At 65.5% G+C, this 25805-nt stretch carries 27 protein-coding genes, 1 tRNA gene and 1 pseudogene; 13 read left to right on the forward strand and 16 right to left on the reverse strand.

From position 1 onward, the window contains the following. The first annotated feature begins 48 nt into the window (after positions 1-48). Entirely contained in the window at positions 49-936 is an 888-nt protein-coding gene (locus MTX21_RS03485; RefSeq protein WP_280970533.1) for a DMT family transporter, read from the forward strand. On the opposite strand, the pseudogene MTX21_RS03490 reads toward MTX21_RS03485, so the two are convergent. Further along, a pseudogene (locus tag MTX21_RS03490) lies at positions 937-2094 on the reverse strand (MFS transporter). Between the two features lie 181 nt (positions 2095-2275). On the opposite strand from MTX21_RS03490, the gene MTX21_RS03495 reads away from it, so the two are divergent. Beyond that, positions 2276-3535, forward strand: a complete 1260-nt coding sequence (locus tag MTX21_RS03495) for an adenylate/guanylate cyclase domain-containing protein (protein WP_280970534.1) — start codon at positions 2276-2278, stop codon at positions 3533-3535. A 111-nt stretch (positions 3536-3646) separates the two neighbouring features. Here the strand turns inward: MTX21_RS03495 and MTX21_RS03500 are convergent, their stop codons facing one another. Next, complete coding sequence (locus MTX21_RS03500; protein WP_280970535.1) at positions 3647-4888, reverse strand: MFS transporter; 1242 nt, start codon at positions 4886-4888, stop codon at positions 3647-3649. Between the two features lie 148 nt (positions 4889-5036). Here MTX21_RS03500 and MTX21_RS03505 point away from each other — a divergent pair, with 148 nt between their 5' ends. After that, on the forward strand, positions 5037-6389 hold the full coding sequence (locus MTX21_RS03505) for an Nramp family divalent metal transporter (protein WP_280970536.1): 1353 nt from the start codon (positions 5037-5039) through the stop codon (positions 6387-6389). A gap of 34 nt (positions 6390-6423) precedes the next feature. Here the strand turns inward: MTX21_RS03505 and MTX21_RS03510 are convergent, their stop codons facing one another. The 6 genes from MTX21_RS03510 to MTX21_RS03535 form a co-directional block, all read right to left on the reverse strand. Beyond that, positions 6424-6804, reverse strand: a complete 381-nt coding sequence (locus tag MTX21_RS03510; protein WP_280970537.1) for a hypothetical protein — start codon at positions 6802-6804, stop codon at positions 6424-6426. Between the two features lie 70 nt (positions 6805-6874). Continuing rightward, positions 6875-7651: an arginyltransferase gene (locus tag MTX21_RS03515; RefSeq protein WP_280970538.1), complete on the reverse strand. Its 777-nt coding sequence runs from the start codon at positions 7649-7651 to the stop codon at positions 6875-6877. A 68-nt stretch (positions 7652-7719) separates the two neighbouring features. Then, the gene (locus MTX21_RS03520; RefSeq protein WP_280970539.1) at positions 7720-8259 is read right to left on the reverse strand and encodes an RDD family protein; all 540 of its coding nucleotides are present in this window, start codon (positions 8257-8259) and stop codon (positions 7720-7722) included. Between the two features lie 250 nt (positions 8260-8509). After that, entirely contained in the window at positions 8510-9328 is an 819-nt protein-coding gene (locus MTX21_RS03525; RefSeq protein ID WP_280970540.1) for an enoyl-CoA hydratase/isomerase family protein, read from the reverse strand. A gap of 40 nt (positions 9329-9368) precedes the next feature. After that, on the reverse strand, positions 9369-10529 hold the full coding sequence (locus MTX21_RS03530; RefSeq protein ID WP_280970541.1) for an acyl-CoA dehydrogenase family protein: 1161 nt from the start codon (positions 10527-10529) through the stop codon (positions 9369-9371). A gap of 18 nt (positions 10530-10547) precedes the next feature. After that, positions 10548-11612, reverse strand: a complete 1065-nt coding sequence (locus MTX21_RS03535; protein ID WP_280970542.1) for an acyl-CoA dehydrogenase family protein — start codon at positions 11610-11612, stop codon at positions 10548-10550. 252 nt (positions 11613-11864) lie between these two features. On the opposite strand from MTX21_RS03535, the gene MTX21_RS03540 reads away from it, so the two are divergent. After that, positions 11865-12650 (forward strand): SDR family oxidoreductase, encoded by a 786-nt coding sequence (locus MTX21_RS03540; protein WP_280970543.1) that lies wholly within the window; start codon positions 11865-11867, stop codon positions 12648-12650. Positions 12651-12875: 225 nt separating this feature from the next. On the opposite strand, the gene MTX21_RS03545 is transcribed toward MTX21_RS03540, so the two are convergent. Together MTX21_RS03545 and MTX21_RS03550 are read right to left on the reverse strand one after the other, a co-directional pair. Continuing rightward, positions 12876-13148 (reverse strand): GlsB/YeaQ/YmgE family stress response membrane protein, encoded by a 273-nt coding sequence (locus tag MTX21_RS03545; RefSeq protein ID WP_280970544.1) that lies wholly within the window; start codon positions 13146-13148, stop codon positions 12876-12878. A 117-nt stretch (positions 13149-13265) separates the two neighbouring features. Further along, positions 13266-13832: a YidB family protein gene (locus MTX21_RS03550; RefSeq protein WP_280970545.1), complete on the reverse strand. Its 567-nt coding sequence runs from the start codon at positions 13830-13832 to the stop codon at positions 13266-13268. A gap of 172 nt (positions 13833-14004) precedes the next feature. On the opposite strand from MTX21_RS03550, the gene MTX21_RS03555 reads away from it, so the two are divergent. Beyond that, on the forward strand, positions 14005-15012 hold the full coding sequence (locus MTX21_RS03555) for a 2-dehydropantoate 2-reductase (RefSeq protein WP_280970546.1): 1008 nt from the start codon (positions 14005-14007) through the stop codon (positions 15010-15012). 28 nt (positions 15013-15040) lie between these two features. Then, complete coding sequence (locus tag MTX21_RS03560) at positions 15041-15250, forward strand: hypothetical protein (protein WP_280970547.1); 210 nt, start codon at positions 15041-15043, stop codon at positions 15248-15250. 214 nt (positions 15251-15464) lie between these two features. Here the strand turns inward: MTX21_RS03560 and MTX21_RS03565 are convergent, their stop codons facing one another. Further along, positions 15465-16085, reverse strand: coding sequence for a hypothetical protein (locus MTX21_RS03565; RefSeq protein WP_280970548.1), 621 nt, complete (start codon positions 16083-16085; stop codon positions 15465-15467). Positions 16086-16594: 509 nt separating this feature from the next. Here MTX21_RS03565 and MTX21_RS03570 point away from each other — a divergent pair. The 3 genes from MTX21_RS03570 to MTX21_RS03580 are packed head-to-tail and all read left to right on the forward strand — an operon-like array spanning position 16595 to position 19167. After that, positions 16595-18112, forward strand: a complete 1518-nt coding sequence (locus MTX21_RS03570) for an AMP-binding protein (protein ID WP_280970549.1) — start codon at positions 16595-16597, stop codon at positions 18110-18112. A gap of 26 nt (positions 18113-18138) precedes the next feature. Further along, on the forward strand, positions 18139-18777 hold the full coding sequence (locus MTX21_RS03575; RefSeq protein WP_280970550.1) for an RraA family protein: 639 nt from the start codon (positions 18139-18141) through the stop codon (positions 18775-18777). Positions 18778-18795: 18 nt separating this feature from the next. Next, positions 18796-19167, forward strand: coding sequence for a cupin domain-containing protein (locus MTX21_RS03580; RefSeq protein ID WP_280970551.1), 372 nt, complete (start codon positions 18796-18798; stop codon positions 19165-19167). A 145-nt stretch (positions 19168-19312) separates the two neighbouring features. Here the strand turns inward: MTX21_RS03580 and MTX21_RS03585 are convergent, their stop codons facing one another. Both MTX21_RS03585 and MTX21_RS03590 read right to left on the reverse strand, forming a co-directional pair. Then, the gene (locus tag MTX21_RS03585) at positions 19313-19606 is read right to left on the reverse strand and encodes a GYD domain-containing protein (RefSeq protein WP_280970552.1); all 294 of its coding nucleotides are present in this window, start codon (positions 19604-19606) and stop codon (positions 19313-19315) included. 116 nt (positions 19607-19722) lie between these two features. Further along, positions 19723-20079 (reverse strand): VOC family protein, encoded by a 357-nt coding sequence (locus MTX21_RS03590; RefSeq protein ID WP_280970553.1) that lies wholly within the window; start codon positions 20077-20079, stop codon positions 19723-19725. A gap of 143 nt (positions 20080-20222) precedes the next feature. On the opposite strand from MTX21_RS03590, the gene MTX21_RS03595 reads away from it, so the two are divergent. Next, positions 20223-20299 (forward strand) — tRNA-Arg (locus MTX21_RS03595). A 126-nt stretch (positions 20300-20425) separates the two neighbouring features. Next, a complete protein-coding gene (locus MTX21_RS03600) occupies positions 20426-21565 on the forward strand; it encodes an amidohydrolase/deacetylase family metallohydrolase (protein ID WP_280970554.1) in 1140 nt (379 codons plus the stop codon). A gap of 13 nt (positions 21566-21578) precedes the next feature. On the opposite strand, the gene MTX21_RS03605 is transcribed toward MTX21_RS03600, so the two are convergent. Beyond that, complete coding sequence (locus MTX21_RS03605; RefSeq protein WP_280970555.1) at positions 21579-22724, reverse strand: acyl-CoA dehydrogenase family protein; 1146 nt, start codon at positions 22722-22724, stop codon at positions 21579-21581. A 125-nt stretch (positions 22725-22849) separates the two neighbouring features. Between MTX21_RS03605 and MTX21_RS03610 the strand changes: the two genes are divergently transcribed. Next, positions 22850-23527, forward strand: a complete 678-nt coding sequence (locus MTX21_RS03610; protein WP_280970556.1) for an alpha/beta family hydrolase — start codon at positions 22850-22852, stop codon at positions 23525-23527. A 3-nt stretch (positions 23528-23530) separates the two neighbouring features. Here MTX21_RS03610 and MTX21_RS03615 read toward each other — a convergent pair whose 3' ends face one another. Further along, entirely contained in the window at positions 23531-24505 is a 975-nt protein-coding gene (locus MTX21_RS03615; protein WP_280970557.1) for a ketopantoate reductase family protein, read from the reverse strand. Positions 24506-24666: 161 nt separating this feature from the next. Between MTX21_RS03615 and MTX21_RS03620 the strand changes: the two genes are divergently transcribed. Next, entirely contained in the window at positions 24667-25470 is an 804-nt protein-coding gene (locus MTX21_RS03620; RefSeq protein WP_280970558.1) for an enoyl-CoA hydratase-related protein, read from the forward strand. A 13-nt stretch (positions 25471-25483) separates the two neighbouring features. Here MTX21_RS03620 and MTX21_RS03625 read toward each other — a convergent pair whose 3' ends face one another. Then, a complete protein-coding gene (locus MTX21_RS03625; protein WP_280970559.1) occupies positions 25484-25741 on the reverse strand; it encodes a hypothetical protein in 258 nt (85 codons plus the stop codon). Positions 25742-25805 lie beyond the last annotated feature (64 nt).

Raw genomic sequence — 25805 nt, forward strand, 5'->3', positions numbered from 1 at the left:
CAGCAGAGCCGTGCTAGGCGCCCGCGTCTAGCTCCGTGAGGGAACGCCGTGGGAGAGTGGATCGGGGTTGCGATCGCGCTGGCGTCCAGCAGTCTCGGCGGCACTGCGGCGGCGATCACCCGCTATCTCGTCGGCGGAGGCGACCCGATCCTTCTTGCGATCCTGCGCTGGGGCATCGGCTTTGTCTGCCTGTTGCCGAGTGCGCTCCTGATCGGCGTCCGCTGGCCGTCACGGCGCGACCTGCCGGCCGTGGCGCTGCTCGGCGTCTGCTTCTTCGGCTTGTTCTTCATCTTCTACAATATCGCAGTGTCCTACACGACCGCCGCGCGCGCCAGTCTCGCGTTGGCCACGCTGCCGCTCCACACCATGGTGGTCGGCGCGCTTCTCGGCGTCGAGCGGCTGACGGCGCGCAAGATCACCGGCGTCGGCATCGCAGTGGTCGGCGTGGCGGGGGCGCTCGCGGCGGGGCTGGCGCTAAGCCCGCCGGGTGCCTGGCGTGGCGAGCTGATCATGACCGGAGCCGTGTTCTGCATGGCGTTCTACAATGTGCTGTCGCGCCCCTTGATGCAGCGCTCCAGCGCGCTCGGCTTTCTCACGGTCGGCATGGGCGCGGGCGCCGTCGCGCTGATCCTGGTGGGCTTTCTGCGCGGCAGCTTTGCGGCGCTCGATCATTTCACGGCGGCACAGTGGACCGCCGGCGTCTATCTCGGCGTTGGCGGTGGCGCGCTCGCCTTCATCCTCTGGGTCAAGGCGCTGGAACGTGCGACGCCGACCCGCGTCGCCAATACGATGACGGTCAATCCGATCGCGGCAGCCTTGCTCGCAGCGCTGCTGGTCGGCGAGCCGATCACGCCCAATCTGCTCGCCGGGCTCGTCGCAGTGTTCGCCGGCATCTGGATCGCGACCAGCGAGGCAAAGAGCTGGCCGCGGGTATGATCAATCCGGCCGGTCCTCGGCAGGGATCAGAAACAGCGCAGCCAGCGCCGAGAGGCTGAGCGCGGACGAGACGATCAGCACCTTGGCTCCCATGACGTCGATGAGCAGACCGAAGGCGAGTGGCGCTACCGCCTGCGCCATGCGCGCCGGCGCGCCGATGATGCCGAGGCGATAGCCGAAATCCTTCGGGCCGAAGATCGCGAGCGGCAGCGTGCCGCGCGCAATGGTCAAAATGCCGTTGCCGGAGCCGTGGAACAGCGCGAAGGCGCTCGCCGCGGCGCCGCCGAAGATCGCCACGATCACCGCGCCGATCGGGTGGGTGAGGCAGGCGAGCCGCGTCGACCACAGCGGATGGAAGCGGCTGAGGAAACCCGCTTCGAGAATGCGCGCGCCGACCTGTGCCGGGCCGATCAGCGCGCCGGCCGCGATCGCCTCGACGGGCGTCGCGCCGGTGGTCTCGAGAATGCGCGGAAAATGCGCCGCCATCGCACCGGTCACGGTCCAGACCGCGGCGAAGATGAAGGCGAGCAGGATCATGGTGCGGTCGAGCGGCAAATGCGGCTTCGTCGCGGTCGCCGCGGCCTGCTTTGCGCCCTTGATCGCCGGCAGCATGAAGAAATTCAGGGGCAGGCCGATCAGGATGTTGGCGGCCGCCCAGGCAAAACAGGTATCGCGCCAGCCGATATGCGATAGGCCCCAGGCGGTGAGGGGCCAGCCGACGGTCGAGGCAAACCCCGCCATCAGCGTGATGCCCGTGATCGAGCCGCGTGCCTCGGTGCCGTAGATGCGGCCAAGCGCGGCGAAGGCGGCATCATAGAGTCCCATCGCCATGCCGATGCCGAGCACGAGCCAGGCGATCGCCATCACCGTGATGGATTGCGAGAACCCAAGCAGCACGAGGCCGGCGGCAATCGTCACGTTGGAGGCCGACAGAACCTGCCGTCCGCCGACGAGGTCGATCTGTCGCCCGATGCGCGGGCCGAGCATCGCGGAGATGATGAGCGACGCCGAGAACGCGCCAAAGATCCAGTTGGAGGAGACGCCGAGGTCATGCGCCATGGGATCGGCGAGCAGCGCTGGCAGTTAGTAGCTGGAGGCCCAGGCCAACGTCTGCGTGGTGCCAAGCGCCAGGATAATCGGAAGCTGTCGCTGGCTCATATCCTGGCGTTTCTGGTTCGAGTCGGCGGCGATGTCATCGATCGCATTTGCGGCCCGCGGGCAGAGCGCGTCAACCGCGCCTGCGGCATATTCGGCCTGCAGTAGGCGAGAGCCTTGAGGCTGCACGGCCTGCGAGCGGCTTCCGCCTTTCGCTCGTCACGAATGCACGCCATAATGGCGCATGCAATTGACCTCCCGCCTCGAGCTGATGAACTGGCTGACCGGCCAGGGTCTCACCGGCCTGCCCGAAAACGAACTGCTCCGCGGTTTCTGCGAGCGCTGCCGCGCCGAAGGGCTGGAACTCTCGCGTGGGCTCGTCGTCATCGACACGCTGCATCCGATCTATGAGGGCCGTGGCTTTCGCTGGAGCGACCGGCCGAGCAATGAGAGCGACGTGTTCGAATACGGCTCGACCGCCGAAGGCGATGCCGCCAGGAGCTGGCGCCGCTCGGTGTTCTTTCACATGCTGGAGCACGGCCACGATGAGATGGTGATCGATCTCGCCGATGCGGCGTCGCTCGATTTTTCGCAGATCGGCGAACTCGCCGAAAAGGGACACCGGCACTATCTCGCCTTCGTGCACCGCTTCGGCGAGACTGGTGCGCTCGGCCTGATGGATTGCCTCTATTCCTGTTGGACCACGCGTCGCGCCGACGGCTTCAGCGAAGCCGAGCTCGCCGCGCTACGCGATCTCGTGCCGGTGCTGGGGCTCGCAATCAAGTCGGCACAGCAGGTCGACATCGTGCGTACGCTGGGCCGCGTCTATCTCGGACGCGATGCCTCCGAGCAGGTCTTGCGCGGGCGCATCTCGCGCGGCGTTACCGAACGCATAAACGCCGTGCTGTGGTACTCTGATTTGCGCGGCTCGACCGGAATCAGCGAGAGCATAGGGCCGGACGAGATTATCCCGTTCCTCAACGACTACGCGCAGGCCGTGATCGATGCGATCCACGATGCCGGCGGCGATGTGTTGAAGCTGATCGGCGACGGAGTGCTCGCGATGTTCACCGACGGGGACATGGCGGCGGCGCGCCGTGCGGCGCTGCGGGCCGAACATCTGTTCCGCAAGAACGCCGTGGCATTGAATACGCGGCGGGCGGCCGACGGCCGTCCGACCACGTCGGCCTATATCGGCCTCCATGTCGGCGAAGTCTTCTACGGCAATATCGGCAGCGAGGACCGGCTCGACTTCACGGTGGTGGGGCCGACCGTCAACGAGGTCAGCCGCATCGCCTCGATGAGCCGCTCGGTCGACCGCGAGCTGCTGGCATCGGCGGAATTCTACCAGGGCTTAGATGCCACCGGCCGCCGCTATCTCGTCTCCACCGGCCGCTACGCGCTCCGCGGCATCGGTCGCGCCCAGGACCTCTATACGCTCGATCCGGATATCGATGCGAGCGAACCGGTGACGGGGAGCTACGAGCGGTATCTGGCGGGTTAGGCCCGGCTATCTCAACACACTCCGTCATTGCGAGCGCAGCGAAGCAATCTAGAGTCTTTCCACGGGTGCATTCCTGGATTGCTTCGCTGCGCTCGCAAGGACGAGGTGGCACTAGCATGCGCGCACCGGTGCGCCGTCCTCCACCATGTCCGGCTGCCGGTCCAGCGCCACGGCGGGCGAGAGCAGGATCACCAGCGCCTGCACGGCGAACACTGCTGCCGCGAGATAGAGACATGCCTCCGCGCTCCAGAAGCCGCCGACGACTGCGCCGAGCGCCGAGCCGAGCGGGCGGGCGCCGTAGCTCATGATGTTGATTGCGGAGACGCGGCCGAGCAGGCGCGGCGGCGTCACGGACTGGCGCAAGGTTGTGGTCGAGATCACCCAGAGAATCGGCCCGACGCCGAGCAGGAAGAAGCTCAAGCCTGCAAGCCAGGGCGAGGGGACCAGCACCGTCAGTGCCATCACCACCGCGGCAATGAGGCCGGTGACCGGGCCGAGGCCGATGACGGTGCCGAAGGCGATGCGGCGCATCACGCGCGTCGCAACCAGCGCACCGATCACCATGCCGACGCCGTACATCGCCAGCACGATGCCGACGCCCGTGGCCGACAGGCCGAGATGGCGCACGGCATAGGGGACGAACACCGCGAGCTGCAGGAACCAGCCGGTATTGAAGATGAATTGGGTGACGAACACCGGCCGCAGCAGCGCGTGGTGGAACACGAAGGCGGCGCCTTCGCGGATGTCCTGGAACGGATGGCGCCGCGGGGTGGGCGCACGGGCGGGTTCGTAGAGGCCGGAGAGCAGCACCACGGCGATGGCCGAAAGCGCAGCGGCAAAGGCGAAGGCGGGGCTCGCCCCAAGCCAGCCGACCAGGGTGCCGCCGAGCGCAGGACCGCTGGCAAAGGCGATGGTGCGCGCGAGTTCGATCCGCGCATTCGCTGCCGGCAACAGCTCCGAACTGACCAGCGAGGGCACCAGCGCCGGGGCGGCCACGCTATAGACGACGGTGCCGCACACCGCGGCAAAGCCGAGCAGCGCGAGCAACGGCAGGTTGAGCGCGCCGAGCCAGAGCAGCAGCACGATAGCCGCGAGCGCAGCCGCCCGCAGCGCCTCGGCGCCCGCCATCAGCGAGCGCCGGGAGATGCGATCGGCGAGCAGGCCGGCCGGAATCGCAAACAGCACGAAGGGCAGGGTGAGCGCGGTTTGCAGCAGGCCGGTCTGGCCTTCCGCGACGCCGAGCGTCAGCACGGCCACGATGGGCGCGGCCGCGAGTGCGATCTGCTCGGCGGACTGCGCCGCCAGGTTGGACCAGGCGAGGCGGTTGAACGTGTCGGGAAAGGTCGTTGTCATGGCACATGTCCTGCAAAGTCGATCACGTGCCAGTATTCCCTTCAGGGGACCGCCAAACCCACCCGCTTCCCGACAGCATCGGAACAGGTGTGCCTAGATGCAGTTGCAAATGAGTTGCAATAAGGTTCGACTTCGGTATTCTGCCAGCATGGATGCCCGTTCGCCCGATTTGACCCCTGACGCTGCCGGTTGGCGCACTGATGCGCCCACCGCCAAAAGCCTTGCCGAGGTGAATGCCACGGTCGCCGTTCCGGCCGCAGGCCGCTGGTGGCGACGACTGCTCGCTTTTGTCGGTCCGGGCTACCTCATCTCGGTCGGCTACATGGACCCGGGCAACTGGGCGACCGACCTCGCCGGCGGGTCGAAGTTCGGCTACACGCTGCTGTCTGTCATCCTGCTCTCGAACTTGATGGCGATCCTGCTGCAATCACTCGCGGCAAGGCTCGGCATCGTCACCGACCGCGATCTCGCGCAGGCCTGCCGCGCGACCTATTCGCCTGGTGTGAACTTCCTGCTCTGGCTCGCCTGCGAGGCGGCGATCATCGCCTGCGATCTCGCCGAGGTCATCGGCACCGCGATCGCGCTGAAGCTCCTGTTCGGCATTCCCCTGATCGGCGGCGCGCTGCTCGCCGCGCTCGACGCCTTCCTGCTGCTGCTTCTGATGAACCGCGGCTTCCGTTTCCTGGAAGCCTTCGTCATCGCGCTGCTTGCCGTGATCGCGATCTGCTTCGCGGTCCAGATCGCGGCCGCGGCGCCGCCGGTCGCGGAGGTCTTGCGCGGCTTTGCGCCGAAGGCAGAGATCTTCACCAATCCGGAGATGCTCTACCTCGCGATCGGGATCATCGGCGCCACCGTGATGCCGCACAATCTCTATCTGCACTCCTCGATCGTGCAGACGCGCGCCTATGAGCGCAACGATGCCGGCCGGCGCGAGGCGATCAAATGGGCGACGACGGACTCGACCGTCGCGCTGATGCTCGCGCTGTTCATCAATGCCGCGATCCTCGTGGTCGCAGCGGCGACCTTCCACAGAAGCGGCCATTCCGACGTCGCCGAGATCGGCCAGGCCTTCGAGCTGCTGTCGCCGCTGCTTGGCCTCGGCATCGCTTCGACGCTGTTCGCGGTGGCACTGCTCGCCTCGGGCCTCAACTCGACGGTGACGGCGACGCTGGCGGGGCAGATCGTGATGGAAGGCTTTCTCGACCTGCGCCTGCCGAGCTGGGCGCGCCGCCTGCTCACTCGCGGCATCGCGATCGTTCCGGTGATCATCGTGACGGCGATCTATGGCGAGCGCGGTACGGCCGATCTCTTGGTGTTCAGCCAGGTCGTGCTGTCGATGCAGCTTCCCTTCGCGGTCATCCCCTTGGTGCGCTTCGTCTCCGACCGCCGCAAGATGGGCAAGTTCGCGATTTCCGCGTCCGTCGCGGCAATCGCGTGGATCGTCGCGGGCGTGATCGTGATTTTGAACCTGAAGCTGCTGTTCGATACGATGTTCGGGTAATTGCGCAGCGGCCGCACCGAAGCCCGGTTGTCCGTTATGCCTTACGACGAGCCTTTCGGGGCTTGGACGGTTGGGACACCACGCGGCGTCGCGGCTCATATGGGCTGAACGGATTCACATCGAGATCGACAATCTTCACGCATTGCTGGCGCTCGCGATGACTTGAGCCCGCGTGCCATTCACCGCTGCGGAGTTCGACGTTGCGCATCTCGGCGACCTTGAGGCACTTCCATTCGCCTTCGGGCGGCAGACCTTTGCTGGAGCCCCCAGCAAACTGAAAGGCAAGCGTGTATTCCTGGCCATCGGTATGGCCCAATATTGCGGGGCAGATTGCGCGCGGGTGGCCTTGATAGAAGCAGAGCACTTGCTGTCGCTCGATCATCGCCCGTGCGATCAAGTCATAGGTGCTCGACAAGGACGCCTCCTTGGCCGTTGCGACCTTTCACGTTTTCCATTGAACGGCCCCGACGAGACCGGCGCGCCGGTCAGTCCTGCGGCTCGGACGCATCATCTCCCTGTGCGTCGACGCGCAGCCAGCCCGACGGCGCGAGGCGCTGCTGCGGCAGGAAGCGGGCCTTGTAGTCCATCTTCTTCGAGCCTTCGATCCAGTAGCCGAGATAGACGTAGGGCAGTCCCTGGCGGCGGGCGCGGGCGATGTGGTCGAGGATCATGAAAGTGCCGAGCGAGCGGCTGACCTGGCTCGGCTCGAAGAAGGAATAGACCATCGACAGCCCGTCGCTGAGCACGTCGGTGAGTGCGACTGCGAGCAGCTCCTCGCCACGGCCGGTGATGCCGCTGTCGGGGCCGCGCCGACGGTACTCGATGATGCGGGTCTCGACATGGCTGTCCTCGACCATCATGGCGTAGTCGAGCACGGTCATGTCGGCCATGCCGCCGTGGCGGTGGCGGGCGTCGAGATAGGCACGGAACACCGAATATTGTTCGGAGGTCGGTACCGCGCTGCGCTGCTCGCCGATCACGTCGGCATTGCGCGCCAGCACTTTGCGGAAATTACGGGAGGGACGGAACTCGTTGGCGATAACCCGGACCGAGACGCAGGCGCGGCACTGATCGCAGGCGGGCCGATAGGCGATGGACTGACTCCGGCGGAACCCACCATGGGTCAGGAGGTCGTTCAGGTCGCCGGCGCGATCCCCGACGAGGTGCGTGAACACCTTGCGCTCGTGCCGGCCTGGCAGATAGGGGCAGGGGGAGGGCGCCGTGAGGTAAAACTGGGGGGTATCGCGCGAGTGCTGGGTCAAGGTGCGTCGTAGGCCTCCGAAGTAGATATAAGCATCGCGCTACGGAGGCCGCCGGTCAATCGATTAGCTCAATAGGTTCGCGCCGCGTGAGGGGCGGGTGCGCGAACCGAATTGTTAATCACGACGGTTCCGAGCACGACATCGTGCAGCAGGCGCCGGCGGCCGTTGAACAGGCCGACCAGGACCACGAAGGGTGAAAGGAACGAGACCGACACCCAGAACAGCACGGCATGCGTGGCGCCGAGCACGAAATAGCCGGGCGCGCCGTACCAGGTGCGCAACTCCAGATCCATGACCCGCATGCCGATCGTCGCCGATGACGGACCACCGATGCAGGCGCCGTAATAGACGATGGCCCAGACCACCGATGCCGGCCAAGCCAGCCAGAACAGCGCCCAGCCGAGGCCGAGCGTGACCACGCCGAACACGGCGATGAAGAGGTAGCCGAGGATGACTGGTACCGAAATCACGATCAGGTCGATCAGGAAGGCGAACACCCGCCGCGTCGCAACGCCGCGGAACAGTTCCGGGTGCAAATAGGGATCATAGACATGCGGCTGCACGCCGCCATCATTGCGCCAGGCACTGTCCGGGTCCGAATACGACATGGTCGGTCCTCTCAAGGGAAAACTCCCGTGCCAGGACATGGGAACAGGCCGTCCTCGTGCCAAGGGTGCCCGGGTATTAACAAGCGGAAATATTCCGGCGATTCCGCGCTTGACGCCGCGAGTCGGCTCGGTCGGTCTCCCGCCCATGCTCTCTATCAACTTGAACAGTTGAACGAGGCCGCGCCGCCGGTACGACCCAAGAGAGTGCAGCAACGGCGCAACGATGCGGCTAGCGAGCTGACGACAAAACTCACCGCCCCTTGAAGTTCGCCATGCGCCGCTCTTCCGTTGCCTTGACGCCTTCCTTGAAATCTTCCGTGGCGCGCAGCCGCGTCTGCTCGGCGAGCTCATGGTTGGTCGCGGCCAATACGCGGTCGGCCAATCCTGCGCGCATCGTGGCGCGGGTGGAGATGAGGCCGAGCGGCGAGCACTCGGCGATCTCGCCGGCGAGCTTCATCGCGGCGGATTTCACCTGGTCCTGCGGCACCAGCTCGTTGGCGAGGCCCCATTTGTAGGCCTCTTCGCCGGTGACGCGGCGGCTGGTGTAGAACATCAGCTCGGCGTTGTTCTTGCCGATCAGCTCGGGCAGCGTCACCGTCAGGCCGAAGCCGGGGTGGAAGCCGAGCTTGGTGAAGTTTGCGGCGAAGCGCGCCTCGGGGCAGGTGACGCGGAAATCCGCGGAGACCGCGAGGCCCAATCCGCCGCCGATGGCCGCGCCCTGCACGGCCGCGACGATCGGCTTCTTGGCGCGGAAGATGCGCACGGCCTGGATGTAGAGATGGTTGATGGAGCCGAGGCTGTCGGCCGGATCGCCCTTTGCCGTTCTCTCGGCCGCGCGTGCCTCGTGCTCTTGCCGGGCCGGGTCGTTGAAATTGGCGCCGGCGCAGAACGCCTTGCCCTGCGCCGACAGGACGGACGCGCGGATCTCGATGTCGCGATCGAACTCGTCGAGCGCGTCCGCGATCTGGTTGATCAGCGAAATGTCGAAGAAGTTGAGCGGCGGGCGGCGGATCTCGATGGTGCCGACGTGCCCGACCTTCTCGACGCCGATATCGTTGTAGGTGCTCATGATGATCCTCGAATGATTAGCGCAGGCCAAGTCCGCGCGATTAGCGCAGACCGAGCCCGCGGGCGATGATGCCGCGCAGCACCTCGGTGGTGCCGCCCTGGATGGTGAGTTTCGGCGCGGTCTTGATGGCGAAATCGAGCTGCCGCTCCAGCGTTTCGCGGTTGGTCGCGGTCTCCTCGACGAAGGCGGCGAGGTCGCGCACGCGGTGCGGAAGCTGCTGCTCCCACACCGTGCCGATGTCCTTGACGATGGAAGCTTCCACCACCGGCTCCTTGCCGGCCTGGAGCATGCCGGCAACGGAGACCGACATGCGCCGCATGGTGTGGAGCTGCGCCACCAGCCGGCCGATGCCTTCGGCGCTGCGCGTGTCCGGATCGCTGCCGACCGCGCGCACCAGCTCGGTCAGCACGTAGTAGGTCTCCAGGAAGCGCTCGGGGCCGCTGCGCTCATAGGCGAGCTCCGATGTCGCCTGCTTCCAGGCGCCATCGACTTCGCCGAGCACGTGATCGTCTGGGATGAAGTAGTCGGTGAAGACGACCTCGTTGAACTCGTACTGACCGGTGATCTGGCCGATCGGGTTCACCTTGATGCCCGGCTGCTTCATCTTGACCAGGAACTGGGTCAGGCCGTGGCGGCGGTTTTCCTTGGTCGGCGGCGAGGTGCGGAAGATCGCGATCATGTAGTCGGCGATATGCGCCGATGAGGTCCAGATCTTGGTGCCGTTGATGAGATAGCCGCCATCGGTCTTGGTCGCGCGCGTCTTCGCCGCGAACAGGTCTGAGCCCGAATTCGGCTCGCTCATGCCGATGGCAAAGCACAGCTCGCCGCGACAGATGCGCGGCAGGATCTCCATCTTGATGTGCTCGGGAGCATACTTCAAAAGCACCGGCCCGCTCTGGCGGTCGGCGACGAAGAAGCGCCGCGTCGGCGCATTGGCGACGCGCATCTCTTCCGTCACGACATAGCGCTCGAGGAAGGAGCGTTCCTGGCCGCCATATTTCTTCGGCCATGTCATGCCGAGCCAGCCCTTGGCGCCGACCCGGCGGGAAAATTCCGGCGCGTCGGTGTCCTCGCGGTTGGGCTTGTGCGGATCAAAGGTGCCGGCGGCGATTTCCTCGGCGAGGAAGGCGCGCACTTCCTTGCGGAGCTGCTCGCATTCGGGCGGCAGGCGGATCGGATCGAAACGGAGGGCAGCAGTCATTGATGTCTCGTCCTCTGATCAGCGCGAAGCCACGAGCGGCCACAATTCATCGGCGCCGCGACTGGCAACCAGCCTGCCGAGTTCGACGGCCCAGTGGCTCTCCGAGCCGAAATCGTCGCGCCAGGCCAAAGCCCGCAGCGAGTAGCGGTGCAGGATGTGCTCCATGGTGAAGCCGATCGCTCCGTGCACTTGATGCGCGATGCTGCCGCCCTTTTCCGCGGCTTCGGCGCAACGGATCTTTGCCGAGGCGGCCTCGAGGTAGACCTCGTCATCGAAGGCTTTTGCATTCGCGACGGCGTCGGCGGCTGAGGTCGCAGCCGCGAGCGCCGCGGCGGACTCGCCGGCGAGGCGGGCGAGATTGTGCTGCACGGCCTGGAATTTCGAGATCTTCTTCTCGAAGGCGACCCGCTCGTTGGAATAGCGCACGGAAATGTCGAGCATCGACTCCAGCGCACCGGCGATCTGTAGGCTGCGCGCGACGCCGCCGATCAGCATCAGGGTGATCTGGTCAAAAGCGTTTGGCGCCGGCTTGATGGTGACGGGATCGACGTTGTCGAGAGTCACTGCGTCGCTGTGGTCGTAGCCGACATTGAGTCCGGCTTCGATCCGCACTTTGGCCGCGTCGACCAGCGCGATCGAGACGCCGTCCTTGCCGTGCACCAGCACCGCAAAATGCTTGGCCGCCTTCGCAAAGGGTACGCCGCGGGCGCGGCCGGAGAGCGAACCGTCGGCGTTGAGCGTGATGCGGTCCTTCGGGCTTGCCGGCACGACCGTCATCTCGCCGTCGGGGGAGGCGATCTTCGCTTGCGCGAGCAGCCAGCCCGCGAGCATGGTCTCGGCCAGCGGAACCGCGATCGCAAAGCGTCCGGCCGCATTGAGCAGGGCAAAGCCGTCGGCAAGGCTCGCGCCGGAGCCGCCGAGATCCTCGGGCACCCAGGACAGCGGCAGGCCGGCTTCGCTCAGCGCCTGCCACAGCGGCGTCTTCCACGCGTCCTTCTTATCGTTATTGATGGTTTGCGGATCGGCGAGATCGGCGAAGATCTTCTCCGCGGTCTCGACGACGATATTGTCACTCTCCGCCACAGCGTTCCCCGTGTTTTGCCATTGGCACGCCCGGCCCGGTGGCAGGCGCGCGGGTCTCTTCTTGCGCCCGATGATCGGAAAAAGCCATGGCCGTGACAAGCGTTGATCGCAGGTCCATCTGCGGCGCGGGCATGGGCAGAAAGACTAATTCCGCTTTGCGGAGTTTGGTCGATTTGCAGGGCGCGGCAAACTCGCTAAACAGAGCCCCTTACATCCAAGAGCTTGCATTCAACTCAGGGGAAGGAAATCGGGATGGCAAAGGACGGCTTGTGCGCAATCGTGACGGGGTCCGCATCCGGCCTCGGGGCGGCGACCGCGCAAATTCTGGCGCGGAGCGGCGCGCGGCTCGTCATCAACTATTCCTCCAGTCAGAAGGAAGCCGAGTCGACCGCCGAGGCCTGCCGCAAGGCGGGCGCGGCGGAAGTTGTGATCGTACAGGGCGATGTCTCGCGCGATGAGGATTGCCGCAAGATCGTTGCGGCGGCCGCGCCCTGGGGGCGGCTCGACGTGCTCATCAACAATGCCGGCACCACCAAGCACGTCGCCCATGGCAATCTCGACGGGCTCTCCTCGGAGGATTTCCAGCGGCTGTTCGGCGTTAACACCATCGGACCGTTCCAGATGGTGCGCGCGGCGCGCAGCCTGCTCGAAGCCGGCGCGAATGCATCGGGGCGGCCGTCGGCGGTGGTGAACGTGTCCTCGGTCGCCGGCATCAGCGGGGTCGGCTCGTCGATCGCCTATGCCGCGAGCAAGGGTGCACTCAACACCATCACGCTGTCGCTGGCGCGCGCGCTTGCGCCGCTGATCCGCGTCAACACGGTCTGCCCCGGCTATATCGATACGCCCTGGTTCACCAAGGGCCGCGGTGAGGAAGGTGCCAAGCAGGTTCGCGATAATGTGGTGGCGAAGGTGCCGCTGAAGGTCGCGTCAACGGCAGAGGACATCGCGCAGCTTGTCTGCTTCCTCGCAACGCCGGCGTCGAGCAACATGACCGGCGAGATCGTGCGCATGGATGCCGGGCTGCATTTGATTACGTAACTCGTCATTGCGAGCCAACGGGTCCGCGCGGAGCGCGGCCCGATGACAGGCTCCGCGAAGCAATCCAGAAGGTATCCGCGGTGGCAGTCTGGATTGCTTCGTCGCAAGAGCTCCTCGCAATGACGGTGTATGAGGGTTGCTGCGGAGAACACAACGTGGATGCCCGGGACAAGCCGGGGCATGGTGATGACGCGGCAACGCGCCGTTCTTCAGCAAGTAGCGTCGCTACCCCTTGATCACGCCGCTCGCGACCAGGCGGTGCCAGATGAACAGCACCACCACCGCGCCGATGGTGGCGGTGATGAAGCCGGCGCCCTGGTCGGGGCCGTAGTGGCCGATGGCCTGGCCGATGAAGGTGGCGAGGAACGCGCCGGCGATGCCGAGGACGGTGGTGAGAATGAAGCCGCTCGGGTTGTTCGGTCCCGGCGCGAGCCAGCGCGCGATGAGGCCGGCGATGAAGCCGACGATGATGATCCACAACAGGCCACCCACGCTCATGTCAGTGCTCCCCTTCCTGAACGCCTAAAGCATGATCCGGACCCGAACGGCCGCGTTGGCGCAACGCGTGCAGCGATCTTCCGAAAAGATCATGCTCAAACCAACCTAAGACTTCGATTAGATTCTGCCCGAGATCTCGTTCTCGGTCGGCAGCCGGCCGTCCGGCGTCAGATGGTCGATCACCTGCGGCAGGTACTGGCTGAGGCCGGAGAGCAGCTCGTCGCGCGACAGGCCGCTCTGGGCGGAGAGGCTCTCGATCTGGTCGGCGCCGAGCGCGTTGGCGAGATCGCCGGGAGCGATGGGCTTGTTTTGACCCTTGCCGACCCAGGAGTTCGCGGTCTCGCCGTGGCCGCCCTGCTGGAGCTGGTTGAGGAGATCGCCGAGGCCACCGCTGAGCACGGTGCCGGCCGCGCCACCCGCGAGCAGGCCGCCAAGGCCGCCCTTGAGCACGTCACCGAGTCCGCCGCCCGCACCCGCATTCACCGGCGGGGGCGCAGGGGTCGGCGACGGCTGCGGCGCGGTGCCGGACTGGTTGGTCGTCAGATGCTTGAACGCCTTCCAGGCGAGCAGGCCGAGGATCGCCATGGTCATCGGCGACATGCCGCCGGAGGATTCTTGTGAGCTCGGCGTGCTCGGACCGCGCGGGCCGTTCTGCATGCCGTTGAGGACGTCGAGTAGACCCATGGTGCTCTCCTTTGGCGTTCTCGATCGGCGAGTTCTCGCCGGTGACAAGCCCCCGGGGCGAAAACATATGGGGCTCTCATGACGGTTACAAGGCAGATGCGACGCAACCGGACGGTGGGCAGCCGGCCTCGCCTCTGCTATCGAGACGGCGGTTCATCCAAGGAGAAGGGGCGTGGTTACGGATCGACCGATCGCGGTGGCCGGCGCGGGCGCCATCGGCTGTTTTGTCGGCGGCATGCTGGCCGCCGGTGGCCGCCGGGTCGCACTCCTGGTGCGGCCGCGGGTGAGGACCGAGATCGAGCGGTTCGGCCTGCGGCTGACCGATTTCGACGGGTCCGAGAACAAGCTCGGCGCGGCCAAGCTCGCACTGTCGGAAGACCCTTCGATCTTCGACAGCGCCGGCATCGTGCTGGTCACGGTGAAAAGCGCCGACACCGCCGATGTGGCTGACCAGATCGCGCTGCATGCGCCGCAGGACGCCGTCGTCGTCTCACTGCAGAACGGTGTCGGCAACGTCGCGGTTTTGCGCGAGCGTCTGGCCGGCCGGCGCGTGCTCGCCGGCATGGTGCCGTTCAATGTCATCGCGATGGGCGATGGGCGCTTCCACCGCTCGACCTCCGGCGATATCCATGTCGAAGCGGACGAGGCGAACACGGCTCTCGCGCTATCGGTGCCGGGCCTCGCGATGCGTGCGAGCCGCGATATCACCGGTGTGCAATGGGGCAAGCTGATCATCAACTTGAACAACGCACTCAGCGCGCTGTCCGACATGCCGCTCGCCGCACAGCTCGCGAGCCGCGAATGGCGGCGGCTGTTCGCAGATCAGATTGAGGAGGGGGTGGCCGTGATGAAGGCCGCCGGCATCATGCCGGTGTCGGCAACGCCGATCCCGCCGAAATGGATGCCGACACTGCTGCGGCTGCCGGATCCGATCTTCAACCTGATCCTGGGACGAACCATGAAGATCGATCCGGAGGCGCGCTCCTCGATGTGGCAGGATTTGAAGCAGGGACGCACGACCGAGATCGACTATCTCCAGGGTGCAATCATCTCGCTTGCCGAGCGCAACGGCGTCGATGTGCCACTGTCGCGTCGCATTGTCGCGCTGATCAGGGAGGCCGAGGCGGCGGGGAAGGGACCGCCGAGGTTGACGCCGCAACAGATCCGCGGCGGGGCGTGATCTCGCGCAGGCTGATAGGAGGAGCGCGATGAAACTTTGTTTGGCAATCGGGCTCACGCTGGCCGCACTCTGCGGCGCATCCACGTTCGCCCAGGCCCGGCCGCCGACGGTCACGGTATCGCCCGGCTACGATGCACGATTGCAGCAGAGCCGGTCGGCGCTGAGCGGGACCACGACGACGGCGAACCCGACAGTGGCGAAGTCCTCGCACAACAAAAAGAAGAAGCATACGAACTGAGGCGCCGCATCCTCAATCGTCGTCCTGGCGAAAGCCAGGACCTATGCCGCGGAATCTATCGATAGCGGACGGTAGGAGTACCGAACGATGTGTCTTCGCCAAACTCCACCCTGGGGACCAGGACGACGATGAAATGTGCTGCGGCGGCGGAATGCCAATTAAATCATTCCGCTTTCACTCGCATCGCGCGGCCCGGGACGACACCAGCAACAGCTCAACCCTTCTTCGCCGGCTTGCTCGGCGTCGGATTGAACAGCTTCTTCAGCTCGTTCAGCCCCTCCGACAGTCGCGGCCATTCGCAGGAAAACGCGCCTTTGGTGCAGGCTGCGCCCTTCGGTCGCGGCCGCGCGTCGGCGCCCGCCTGCTGGACTTTCGGCCGTACGACCGGAACGGGCACGCGCTCGACCTCGCTGCGCAGCGCGATCTGCTGGAGTTGCTGTTCCTGCTGCTCACGCTGCTGGCGCGCTGTCGCTTCTGCTGCCGCATTGCTGCGGCGCTGATTGGCGAGATAGGCGGTGTAGGATTGGTCGATCTTCTTCTGCTCCTCCGGCGTCGGATTGGGGCCGGCAATGTCGAAGGTGCGGTCCTGCAGGAAGTCGTAATAGGTATAGCCGCCGCCTGGCTTACGGCGACCGGCGAATTTCGCGTTGCATTCGGCAAGCGCCGTTGTCTTCTCCGCCTTGGTGGCGGACTTCTCGGCGGCGTCAGCGCATTCCTCGAAGTCGACCGGCGCGCGCTTCCACCATTGGGCGTGGCCATGCGACATAGGCAGGACCAATCCTGCCACAGCAACGACGGGCAGCGCCGCACGACGCAATGCAATCACGGACGACATTCTTCCAAGGGTAATTTCTAGAGGACTCAACCCGAACTGAATCGGACCGGATTTTTGCCCCTTTATAGCCGGCTTGTCACCCGTGGAACCCGGGAATTTCATGGCTGGGATGCTGACATTTTTTGCTTGACGTGGCACGTCGATCACAGCTCGTGATGCAATGCGCGGATAGTTTGGCGGCTTCGCAAATCGAAGAGCAAGAGAGAGAGGATAACAGGGTAGCGTGTTCGCTGCGAACGGGGCGGCGTCCAACGGCAATCTGGTGAAGACCGTTACGCACGCACGTCTCGCGATCGATCCATGCGCGATCATCGCGCGGGTACGGGTCCCGGCGCAATGTTTTCACCGGCGTTGCAACGGCGACACGATGCTCACTCGTTCGATCTGTTGAGCTTGCGCGGCGGAGCGATGATGCGGATGGCTTGAAGGAGCTGCCGTGGCTGTTACACTTTGGCTCGTGAGCGCCTCACCCTCGCGGCGACACCAAGAAGACGAAGTGGAAACGCCTGATGCTGCTGCCCCTGTCCGACGTGCCGCGCTGGTACGCTGAACGCAAACCGCAAGGCACGATCGCCGTCCGCCATGGGCAGGATACGCTGACATGGGACGAACTCGAGCGCGGCGCCAACCGGCGCGCGCGGGCGTTCGCCGCCAGGGGTGTCAAACCCGGCGATTTCGTCGCGATCGGGCTTCCCAACGGCAATGCGTTTTTCGAGACCAGTTTTGCGGTGTGGAAGTGCGGCGCGACGCCGACTTCGCTGTCATGGCGGCTGCCGCGCGGCGAGGCGGCGGCGGTGCTGGACATCCTGAAGCCCGCGCTGGTGGTCGGCGGCGAGGCCGACTGGAATGCGCCGAACCGTCTCCCTGCCGATTTCGTGCCGCAAGGATTCTCCGATGAGCCGTTGACACCGCCGGTGGCGCGCTACTGGAAGGCGATGACCAGTGGCGGCTCGACCGGCCGGCCGAAGGTGATCCTCGATCATCATCCTGCCGTGACCGACACTGCCGCGCCGCCGCCGCTCGGCATTCCCGTCGGCGCCTCGCTGCTCAATCCCGGGCCACTCTACCACAATGCGCCGTTCATCCTGTCGCATTACGCGCTGTTCGCCGGCGGCAAGCTTACCGGCCTCGTCAAGTTCGATGCCGAGGAGACGCTGCGGCTGATCGAGCGCGAGCGCGTGCAATGGGTCAATTTCGTGCCGACGATGATGCACCGGATTTGGGCGCTGCCGGAGAACGTCCGCAACGCCTACGACCTATCGAGCTTGCAGATCGTATTCCACATGGCAGCTCCGATGCCACCCTGGCTGAAGGAAAACTGGATCGCCTGGCTCGGCCCGGAGCGGATCTGGGAGCTCTATGGCGGCACCGAGCGGCAGGGCTCCTGCGTCATCTCGGGTACGGAGTGGCTCACGCACAAGGGCTCGGTCGGCAAGATCGGCGACATGGCAAAGCTGCGCATCATCGGCGAGGATGGGTACGACGTCGCGCCGGGCGAGACCGGCGAAATCTATTTCCTCAACAATGACGGCACGGACGTCACCTATCACTATCTCGGCGCCGAGCCGAAGCGCCGCGCCGATGGCTGGGAGTCGCTCGGCGATATCGGCAGGCTTGATGCGGAGGGTTATCTCTATCTCGGCGACCGGCTCGCCGACATGGTCCTGCGCGGCGGCGCCAACATCTATCCGGCCGAGGTCGAGGCCGCGGTCTCCGCCTGTCCCGGCGTGCGCTCCTGCGTGGTCGTGGGATTGCCCGATCCGGAGTTCGGCCAACGCGTGCATGCGATCATCGAGCCGGAGGCCGATGCAGACGGGCAGGCGATCGCCGACGGCATGGCGGCATTCCTGAGGGACAGGCTGAGCCGCTACAAGCATCCGGAGAGTTTCGAGATCGTCGGTACCCCGCCGCGCGATGATTCCGGAAAAGTCCGCCGCACGCTGTTGCGCGACGAGCGCGCGGCGTGGATGAAGGAAGGACGCGCCTTCCGGATTCTGCCGTCGAAGGCGCCGGCGCACGCCGACTGAGAGAATCACGGAAGGACTGGACTTTCATGACCATCACCATCGCTGCGAAAAGCGTGCCGAAACCCCCTGCCGACCTGATCGAGGGATTTCGGAACGCGCCGACTTCAGTCATATCAGACAATCTCGGCCGGCTGCCGGGGGCCGTTGGGCCGAAGCCGTTTCATCGCAGCGGCAAGCTGGTGGGGACGGCCTTCACGGTGCGCACCCGGCCCGGCGACAATCTCGCCATCCACCGCGCGCTCGAGCTGGTCGGGCCTGGCGATGTCATCGTGGTCGACGGCGGTGGTGACGAGACGCGGGCGCTGGTCGGCGAGATCATGAAGAACATCGCCGAGTGGCGCAAAGCGGAGGGCTATGTCATCGACGGCGCGATCCGGGATGTCGCGGCCTTCGCCGCCTCCGACTTTCCCTGCTTCGCCCGCGCGGTGATCCACCGCGGCCCCTACAAGAATGGTCCCGGCGAGATCAACGTGCCGGTCTCGATCGGCGGCTCGGTGGTCTCGCCCGGCGACATCGTCGTTGGCGACGGGGACGGCGTGGTGTCGTTTCCCGCCGCGATTGCCGCGGGCCTGCTGGATGCGGTGCGCGCCCAGGTCGCGCGCGAGGAGGAGACGCTGAAGGCGATCCGCGAGGGCCGCTATCAGGGTTCCTACGGCAAATCCTGATCGAGAGGGGAGGACGGCGTGAGCCAGAAGGACGAATTCCACAATCTCGACAATCCAAGCGACGGCCTGTTTCGTGAGCTCGCGCCGGGCCTGACCACGCGCATCTTCTCCGGCGAGCAGGCGATGCTGTCGGTGGTGACGCTGGCGCCGCATGCGGAAGGCACGCTGCATCATCACCCGGAAGAGCAATGGGGCGTTCTGCTCGAAGGCTCGGCGATCCGCGTCCAGGGCGGCGAGGAGATTGCCGTGAAGAAGGGTGACTTCTGGCGTACGCCCGGTAACGTGCCGCACACGATGCGTGCCGGCCCCGACGGCGCCCGCGTGCTGGACATATTTAGTCCGCCGCGGCCGGAATACAGGAAACCGGGATCCGGCTTCGGGACGACCTAAAGCGCCAAAATGCAAAAGCCAGGCGCAAGGCGAAGGGGGAGGGGAAACATTACGATCACACGACGCGACAACAACATCAGGGCATGAGAGGCCTCTTCCCGGGATTGCAATCCCGGGTCCAGGTACGCTCGCGCGGGCTTGAGCGTCAGAGCATCTTGCCGACGATCTTTGTCATGTCTGCTGCCGAAAACGCGCGCAGCGTTTCGGTACGGACATTGCCGAGTGCGCTGAGACTAAGGCTGAGCGACATCGCGGCGGCCTCGTCTGGAGCCTCGAGAACGGTCACAAGGTCATATCGTCCTTGCGTCCAGACGATCTCCTTCACGGTCACCCCGAACGTTTTGGCCATCTCCTTGAAGGCGTCGGCCCGCTTCGGCGAGTCCTTGACGTTGCGGACCCCCTGATTAGTGAAGTTCCCCAGCACGACATAAGTTACCATGGTCATCCTCCCTGGTTAGAACCCAGATAGAATTCTCACTTGAGGAAACCGCGCCGAGCTTGCCACGGCGGCCGAGACAGCGCTACTTGCGCGTTGGGAGCGTCAGCGGATGTGACTTACCGAGACAACGGCCGTGCGAAACTGAGCTCATGGCTGTCGGGATCGGTGAGATGGAAGTAGCGCTCACCCCATTCTGCATCGCGGGGCATGGTCGATGGCTGCCACCCGGCGGCGCGTGCGCGCTCGTAGGTCGCGTCGACATCGGCGACGTAGAAGATGACGCGGCCCCACCAGGACCAGCGCTTGTCGTCCGATTGCGCCGTCAGGTTGAGATAGCCGGTGCCGGCGCGAAAGCTGGTGAATACCGCGGCTTCGCCGCCATACAGCAGTTCGAACCCCAGTGAACGATAGAAGTGCACGGCGCGCCCCATGTCATGCGTGCCGAGCGTGATGGCGCTGATGCTTTCGATCATGTGAGCGGCTCCGCGTAAGAGAGATCCGGACGCGATTGTACAGCCGCCTTGTTCAGGTTGACGATAACCTGGCCCGCCTTGCGGCTAGCGAACCGCATCCTGCTCTGCTATGAGGGGCCGAACCCGCAACTTGCGGGTTCCGCGGTCCCGTAGCTCAGCCGGATAGAGCGGCGGTTTCCTAAACCGTAGGTCGGAAGTTCGAGTCTTCCCGGGATCGCCATTTTCGTCATGGGTCATCGTCCTCGTTTGCCAAGCTCCCCGGCGCGAAAATTGCTAGAAGCAGGAGGCTTCCTTCCTTGCTCGGCTGACTGACGGTCGGCCGCCTCACTGCCATTCGGAGATGATGATGCCTTTCGACTTGATCCTGCGCGGGGGGCGGGTGATCGACCCGTCGCAGAAGCTCGATGCCGTGACGGATGTGGCCTTTGCGGGCGGCAAGGTGGCGGCGGTGGGCAGCGGGCTGAAGCCGGATCCGGGCACGGAGGTGCGCGACGTCTCGGGCTATATCGTGACGCCGGGGCTGATCGATCTTCACACTCATGTCTATTGGGGCGGCACTTCGCTCGGCATCGACGCCGAAGAATTCTGCCGCACCTCGGGCGTCACCACCGCCGTCGATACCGGCAGCGCCGGTCCTGGCAACTTCGCGGGCTTCCGCAAGCATGTGATCGAGCCGAGCCAGGTTCGCATCCTTGCCTATTTGCACGTCTCACATGCCGGCATCTTCGGCTTCTCGCACCGGGTGATGGTCGGCGAGAGCGAGGAATTGCGGCTGATGAATCCGATCGATGCGGCCAAGGTGGCGGATGCCAACCGTGACCTCATCGTCGGCATCAAGGTGCGTGTCGGACTGCATGCCTCGGGCACCTCGGGGACGATACCGCTCGACATCGCGCTTCAAGTCGCCGACGAGGTCGGCATGCCGCTGATGGCGCATATCGACCATCCGCCGCCGAGCTACGAGGAGGTACTGGCGCGCCTGCGCCCCGGCGATGTGCTTACCCATGCATTCCGGCCTTTCCCCAACACGCCCGCGACCGCGCAAGGAACGGTGAAGAGGGCGGTGCTGGACGCGCGCGAGCGCGGCGTGCTGTTCGACATCGGCCACGGCAAGGGCTCGTTCGCATTCAAGACCGCGCGCGCCATGCTCGCAAACGGGTTCTATCCGGACACCATCTCCTCCGACATTCATCTGCTCTGCATCGACGGGCCGGCCTTCGATCAGGTGACCACCATGTCGAAGTTTTTGTGCATGGGCATGCCGCTGTCCGACGTCATCGCCGCCACGACGGTGAACGCCGCGATGGCGCTGCGGCGCCCCGAACTCGGCAGCCTCAAGCCCGGCAGCGTCGGCGATGCCACGCTGATCTCGATCAAGGAAGGTCGGTTCGACTACGAGGACGTCGTCGGCGAGCACCTGATCGGCGATCGCAAGATCGCCTCCGAGGGCGTCGTCATCGGCGGTCGCTGGTGGTATCCGAATTGAGCGGCGTGGAGAGCTAGAGCGACCGCGCGATCAGGAGCTTCATGATCTCGTTGGTGCCGCCATAGATCTTCTGGATGCGGGAATCGATGAAGATGCGCGAGATCGGATATTCCTGCATGTAGCCGTAGCCGCCGAACAACTGGAGGCATTCATCGGCGGTCTGGACCTGCTTTTCCGAGCACCAGTATTTCGCCATCGAGGCGGTGACGGTGTCGAGGTCCTTGGCGACCAGGCGCTCGATGCACCAGTCGACGAAGACGCGCGCGATCATTGCCTCGGTCTTGCGCTCGGCGAGCTTGAAGGCGGTGTTCTGGAAATCCATCAGCGGCTTGCCGAAGGCGGTGCGCTCCTTGGTGTAGTCGGTGGTGAGCTTGACCGCGCGCTCCATCGAGGCGACGGCGCCGACCGCCAGCGCCAGGCGCTCCTGCGGCAATTGCTGCATCAATTGCACAAAACCCTGACCTTCCTCCCTGCCGAGCAGGTTTTCCGGCGGCACCACGACATTGTCGAAGAACAATTCGGACGTGTCGGAGGCATGCAGTCCGATCTTGTCGAGGTTGCGCCCGCGCCGATAGCCTTCGGCGGCCGCGGTCTCGACTACGATCAGCGAAATGCCCTTCGCGCCTGCCTCGCCGGTGCGGGCGACGACGATGACGAGATCGGCGGCCTGGCCGTTGGTGATGAACGTCTTCTGGCCGTTGATGACGTAGGAATTGCGCTGCTTCTTCGCGGTGGTCTTGACGCTCTGCAGGTCGGAGCCGGTGCCGGGCTCGGTCATGGCGATGGCGCCGACCATCTCACCGCTGGCCATCTTCGGCAGCCAGCGCGTCTTCTGCTCGTCCGAGCCGTAGTTGAGGATGTAATGGGCGACGATGGCGCTGTGCACGGAGACGCCGGTCGTCAGCTCCGGGACCGTGCTTTCGAGGTCTTCCAGCACGGCGGCATCATAGGCGAAGGTCGCACCCAGGCCGCCATAGGCCTCGGGCACGCTCGCCAGCAGCGCTCCCATCTCGCCGAGACCACGCCAGGCGAAACGGTCCACCATCTTCTGCTCGCGCCATTTCTCGGCATGCGGCGCCAGGTCCTTGGCGAGATATTTCCGGAACTGGTCGCGGAAGACGTCGAGCTCTTCGGTCATCCAGGAGGAGCGGTAGGACATTGAAACCTCGGTTGATGCGGCTGCCGGCTTGGTAAGCCAGCGGATCGCGGCAATTATTGTGTTTTCAGGCTGCGCCGGTGAAGCTAACAAGGCGGCCGGATTCGCGTCTGTTGGGGTATCTGATTTTGGCCACCAAAATCCAAGAGCTCAAGCTCGACATCGAACGCATCGGCTCCGTCTCCGCTATTTTGATGCTGCCGGCCAATGTGCGCGCCTGTTACGTGCTGGCCCACGGTGCGGGTGCCGATATGCGGCATCCGTTCATGGACAAGGTTGCCGCGGGCCTCGCGGACCGCGGCATCGCGACGCTTCGCTTCAATTTTCCCTATATGGAGAACAACCAGCGCCGCCCCGACCAGCCGGCGGTCGCGCACGCCACCATCCGCGCGGCAGTCGAGGAGGCGGCGCGGCTCTGTCCCGGTCTCAAGCTCGTGGCTGGTGGAAAGTCCTTCGGCGGGCGGATGACCTCGCAGGCGCAGGCGAAGGCGGCGCTGCCGGGCGTGAAGGGCCTCGCCTTCCTCGGCTTTCCCCTCCATGCCGACAAGAAGCCCTCGGCCGATCGCGCGGAGCACCTTGGCAGCGTTGCCATTCCCATGCTGTTTCTCCAAGGCACGCGAGACGGGCTCGCCGATCTCAGCTACCTCAAGCCTGTGATCGAGGCGCTGGGCCCGAAGGCCAGGCTGCATGAGGTCGCTGGCGGCGATCACTCCTTCGCGGTACTGCGAAGGTCCGGCCGCACCAATGAAGAGGCGCTGAAAGAGGTGCTCGATGCGCTTACCGCCTGGATCGACGAGATTGCCTGAGGTTCAGGCGGCATAGAGCCCCTTGTCGCGCGCCTTCCGGATTGCCAACGCGGCGATCAGGTCGAGCGTCGGCGTCGACAGGCCCGCGGTGCGGGCGAAAGCGGCGGGCGCCTTCACCAGCACGTCGATCTCCATGGCGCGGCCGAGCTCGTAATCCTGGAGCAGCGACGGCTTGTGGTTGGGGGCGGGGCCGCTGCGCGTCACGCGCTTGACCTCGGGAATGTAGTGCTGCGCGATGTCGTTGGCCTCGTTCAGCATGCGCGGAATGACCTCGGCAAAGGCGGGGTCGTCGCGGACGCCGCGCGCGGTCTGTCCGGTCAGCAGGCACAGCACCGACAGCGACATGTTGGTCAGTAGCTTTGACCAGATCGCCTCGCGGATTTCGGCGACCGGCGGCGACTCCAGCCGCGCATCGTTGAAGATGCCGCGGAGCTTTGTGATGCGCTCGCAATTGCGGTCATCGCATTCGCCGATCAGCAGGCGGTTGCGGTCCGGCGTGAGGTTCTGCACGACTCCCGGCGCGACCACCTCGTTGGAGGAGAAGATCACCCCGCCGATGATCCGCTCTTTCGGGATGCAGGCGCGCAGCCGCCCACCCGGATCGAGGAAGCTGATGTCCGGCGGCGTCGGATGCCGCGGCGGCAGGCCGATCCCATACCACCAGGGAATGCCGTTCTGCGCGAAGACGATCGCGGTGTCCTCGCCGAGCAGCGGCTTGAGGCCGGCGATCAGCCCCTGCAGCGCCGTGGCCTTCAGCGTGCTGATCACGACATCCTGCGGACCGAGCTGGGCCGGATCGCCGGAGGCGTTCACCTTGGCGCCGACCTCGGAATCGCCGACGCGCAGCCTGAGGCCGCCTGCGCGCACCGCTTCGAGATGCGCGGCGCGCATCACGCACGAGACCTCATGGCCGGCGCGTGCGAGGCGTACCGCGAGGTGGCTGCCGACGGCGCCCGCGCCGAAGATGCAAATGCGCATGGTGTGATGTCCCGTCCCTGGATCCCGTGCCTGCCGCCCGCGGCCAGCATGGCACAACCCGCCATGCGATGGGCGCGACCGCCCCACCACGGAAAGATATGGATCAGGGCGCGCGGCCTCGGCCATAGTGCGTGGCAAACGAAATGACCGGAGGATCGCCGATGACCGCTAACCCTGTCCTGTGGACCCTCGATGAGCGCGGCGTCGCGACCGTTACGTTGAACCGCTCCGAGGTCAACAACGCCTATGACGGCGCGCTGATCGCGGGCGTGCTCGCGGCCGTGGACGAGCTGGGCCGGAAGCCCAACTTGCGCGTCGTCGTGCTCCGGGGCAACGGCAAGCATTTCCAGGCCGGCGCCGACCTCAAATGGATCAACAGCGTGCGGCCGCAATCGCCTGAGGCGAACGAGGCGGCGTCGAGGGCGACGTTCGAGGCAGTGCAGCGGCTCAACACGCTGCCGGTCCCGACGGTCGCGCTGGTCCAGGGCGGTTGCTTCGGTGGCGGTACCGGCGTCATCGCGGCCTGCGATGTCGTGATCGCCGCCGACAACGCGCTGTTCTCGATCACCGAGGTACGCTGGGGCTTGACCGCCGCGATCATCATCCCGCAGCTCTGCGACGCCGTCGGCGTGCGCCAGGTACGCCGCTATGCGCTCACCGGCGAGCGCTTCGGCGCCGAGGACGCCCGTCGCATCGGTCTCGTCCACGAGGTGGTGCCGCTCGCGGATCTCGATGCTGCCGGCGCGAAGGTGGTCGAGCAGTTGCTTGCCAACGGACCTGAGGCGATGGCCGAGACCAAGCGGCTGGCGCTGGAGAGCTCGTTCGGCGGGATGGCCGTGGACGACGCGGCTTACACGCGGCTCGTCCATTTGCATTCGGTGAAGCGCCAGAGCGCGGAGGCGGCAGAAGGGCTGGCGTCCTTCGCCGAGAAGCGCGCAGCGAATTGGGGACCGCGCGAGGCGTGAGCGTGCTACCGCGTTAGCAGCCGCGGCAGATGTTGTGGATACTACGGTAGACGGCTTCGTCGTCCTGGCGCATCTGCCGCAGCGACTCGAGCGTCTTGCTCTCGCCCGTTGGCGGCGCCGGCTTGCGCCGCGCCGCCAGTTCTTCTTCCTGGCGCGTGTAGCAGGCCTCGCGATCAACCTTGGCCTGGATGAAGCGGCAGTTCTGCTCCAGCGCTGCGGCGGAGCCGACAGAGAGCAGCAGGGCGATCAGGGCAGGCAGGGCGAATTTCACGGGCGTCGAATCCATCCGCCCTTCTCTCAGGTCCGTTTGCCCGGAGCAACCGCCATCTTCTGAT

It is taken from the genome of Bradyrhizobium sp. ISRA430 (assembly GCF_029909975.1).
Lineage (GTDB): Bacteria > Pseudomonadota > Alphaproteobacteria > Rhizobiales > Xanthobacteraceae > Bradyrhizobium.

Excerpts from the sequence above, each read along its gene's own strand:
- MTX21_RS03495 (WP_280970534.1), top strand. The coding sequence starts at position 2,276 with ATGCAATTGACCTCCCGCCTCGAGCTGATGAACTGGCTGACCGGCCAG.
- MTX21_RS03500 (WP_280970535.1), bottom strand. The coding sequence starts at position 4,888 with ATGACAACGACCTTTCCCGACACGTTCAACCGCCTCGCCTGGTCCAAC.
- MTX21_RS03505 (WP_280970536.1), top strand. The coding sequence starts at position 5,037 with ATGGATGCCCGTTCGCCCGATTTGACCCCTGACGCTGCCGGTTGGCGC.
- MTX21_RS03520 (WP_280970539.1), bottom strand. The coding sequence starts at position 8,259 with ATGTCGTATTCGGACCCGGACAGTGCCTGGCGCAATGATGGCGGCGTG.
- MTX21_RS03525 (WP_280970540.1), bottom strand. The coding sequence starts at position 9,328 with ATGAGCACCTACAACGATATCGGCGTCGAGAAGGTCGGGCACGTCGGC.
- MTX21_RS03530 (WP_280970541.1), bottom strand. The coding sequence starts at position 10,529 with ATGACTGCTGCCCTCCGTTTCGATCCGATCCGCCTGCCGCCCGAATGC.
- MTX21_RS03540 (WP_280970543.1), top strand. The coding sequence starts at position 11,865 with ATGGCAAAGGACGGCTTGTGCGCAATCGTGACGGGGTCCGCATCCGGC.
- MTX21_RS03545 (WP_280970544.1), bottom strand. The coding sequence starts at position 13,148 with ATGAGCGTGGGTGGCCTGTTGTGGATCATCATCGTCGGCTTCATCGCC.
- MTX21_RS03550 (WP_280970545.1), bottom strand. The coding sequence starts at position 13,832 with ATGGGTCTACTCGACGTCCTCAACGGCATGCAGAACGGCCCGCGCGGT.
- MTX21_RS03560 (WP_280970547.1), top strand. The coding sequence starts at position 15,041 with ATGAAACTTTGTTTGGCAATCGGGCTCACGCTGGCCGCACTCTGCGGC.
- MTX21_RS03565 (WP_280970548.1), bottom strand. The coding sequence starts at position 16,085 with ATGTCGTCCGTGATTGCATTGCGTCGTGCGGCGCTGCCCGTCGTTGCT.
- MTX21_RS03570 (WP_280970549.1), top strand. The coding sequence starts at position 16,595 with ATGCTGCTGCCCCTGTCCGACGTGCCGCGCTGGTACGCTGAACGCAAA.
- MTX21_RS03575 (WP_280970550.1), top strand. The coding sequence starts at position 18,139 with ATGACCATCACCATCGCTGCGAAAAGCGTGCCGAAACCCCCTGCCGAC.
- MTX21_RS03585 (WP_280970552.1), bottom strand. The coding sequence starts at position 19,606 with ATGGTAACTTATGTCGTGCTGGGGAACTTCACTAATCAGGGGGTCCGC.
- MTX21_RS03590 (WP_280970553.1), bottom strand. The coding sequence starts at position 20,079 with ATGATCGAAAGCATCAGCGCCATCACGCTCGGCACGCATGACATGGGG.
- MTX21_RS03600 (WP_280970554.1), top strand. The coding sequence starts at position 20,426 with ATGCCTTTCGACTTGATCCTGCGCGGGGGGCGGGTGATCGACCCGTCG.
- MTX21_RS03605 (WP_280970555.1), bottom strand. The coding sequence starts at position 22,724 with ATGTCCTACCGCTCCTCCTGGATGACCGAAGAGCTCGACGTCTTCCGC.
- MTX21_RS03615 (WP_280970557.1), bottom strand. The coding sequence starts at position 24,505 with ATGCGCATTTGCATCTTCGGCGCGGGCGCCGTCGGCAGCCACCTCGCG.
- MTX21_RS03620 (WP_280970558.1), top strand. The coding sequence starts at position 24,667 with ATGACCGCTAACCCTGTCCTGTGGACCCTCGATGAGCGCGGCGTCGCG.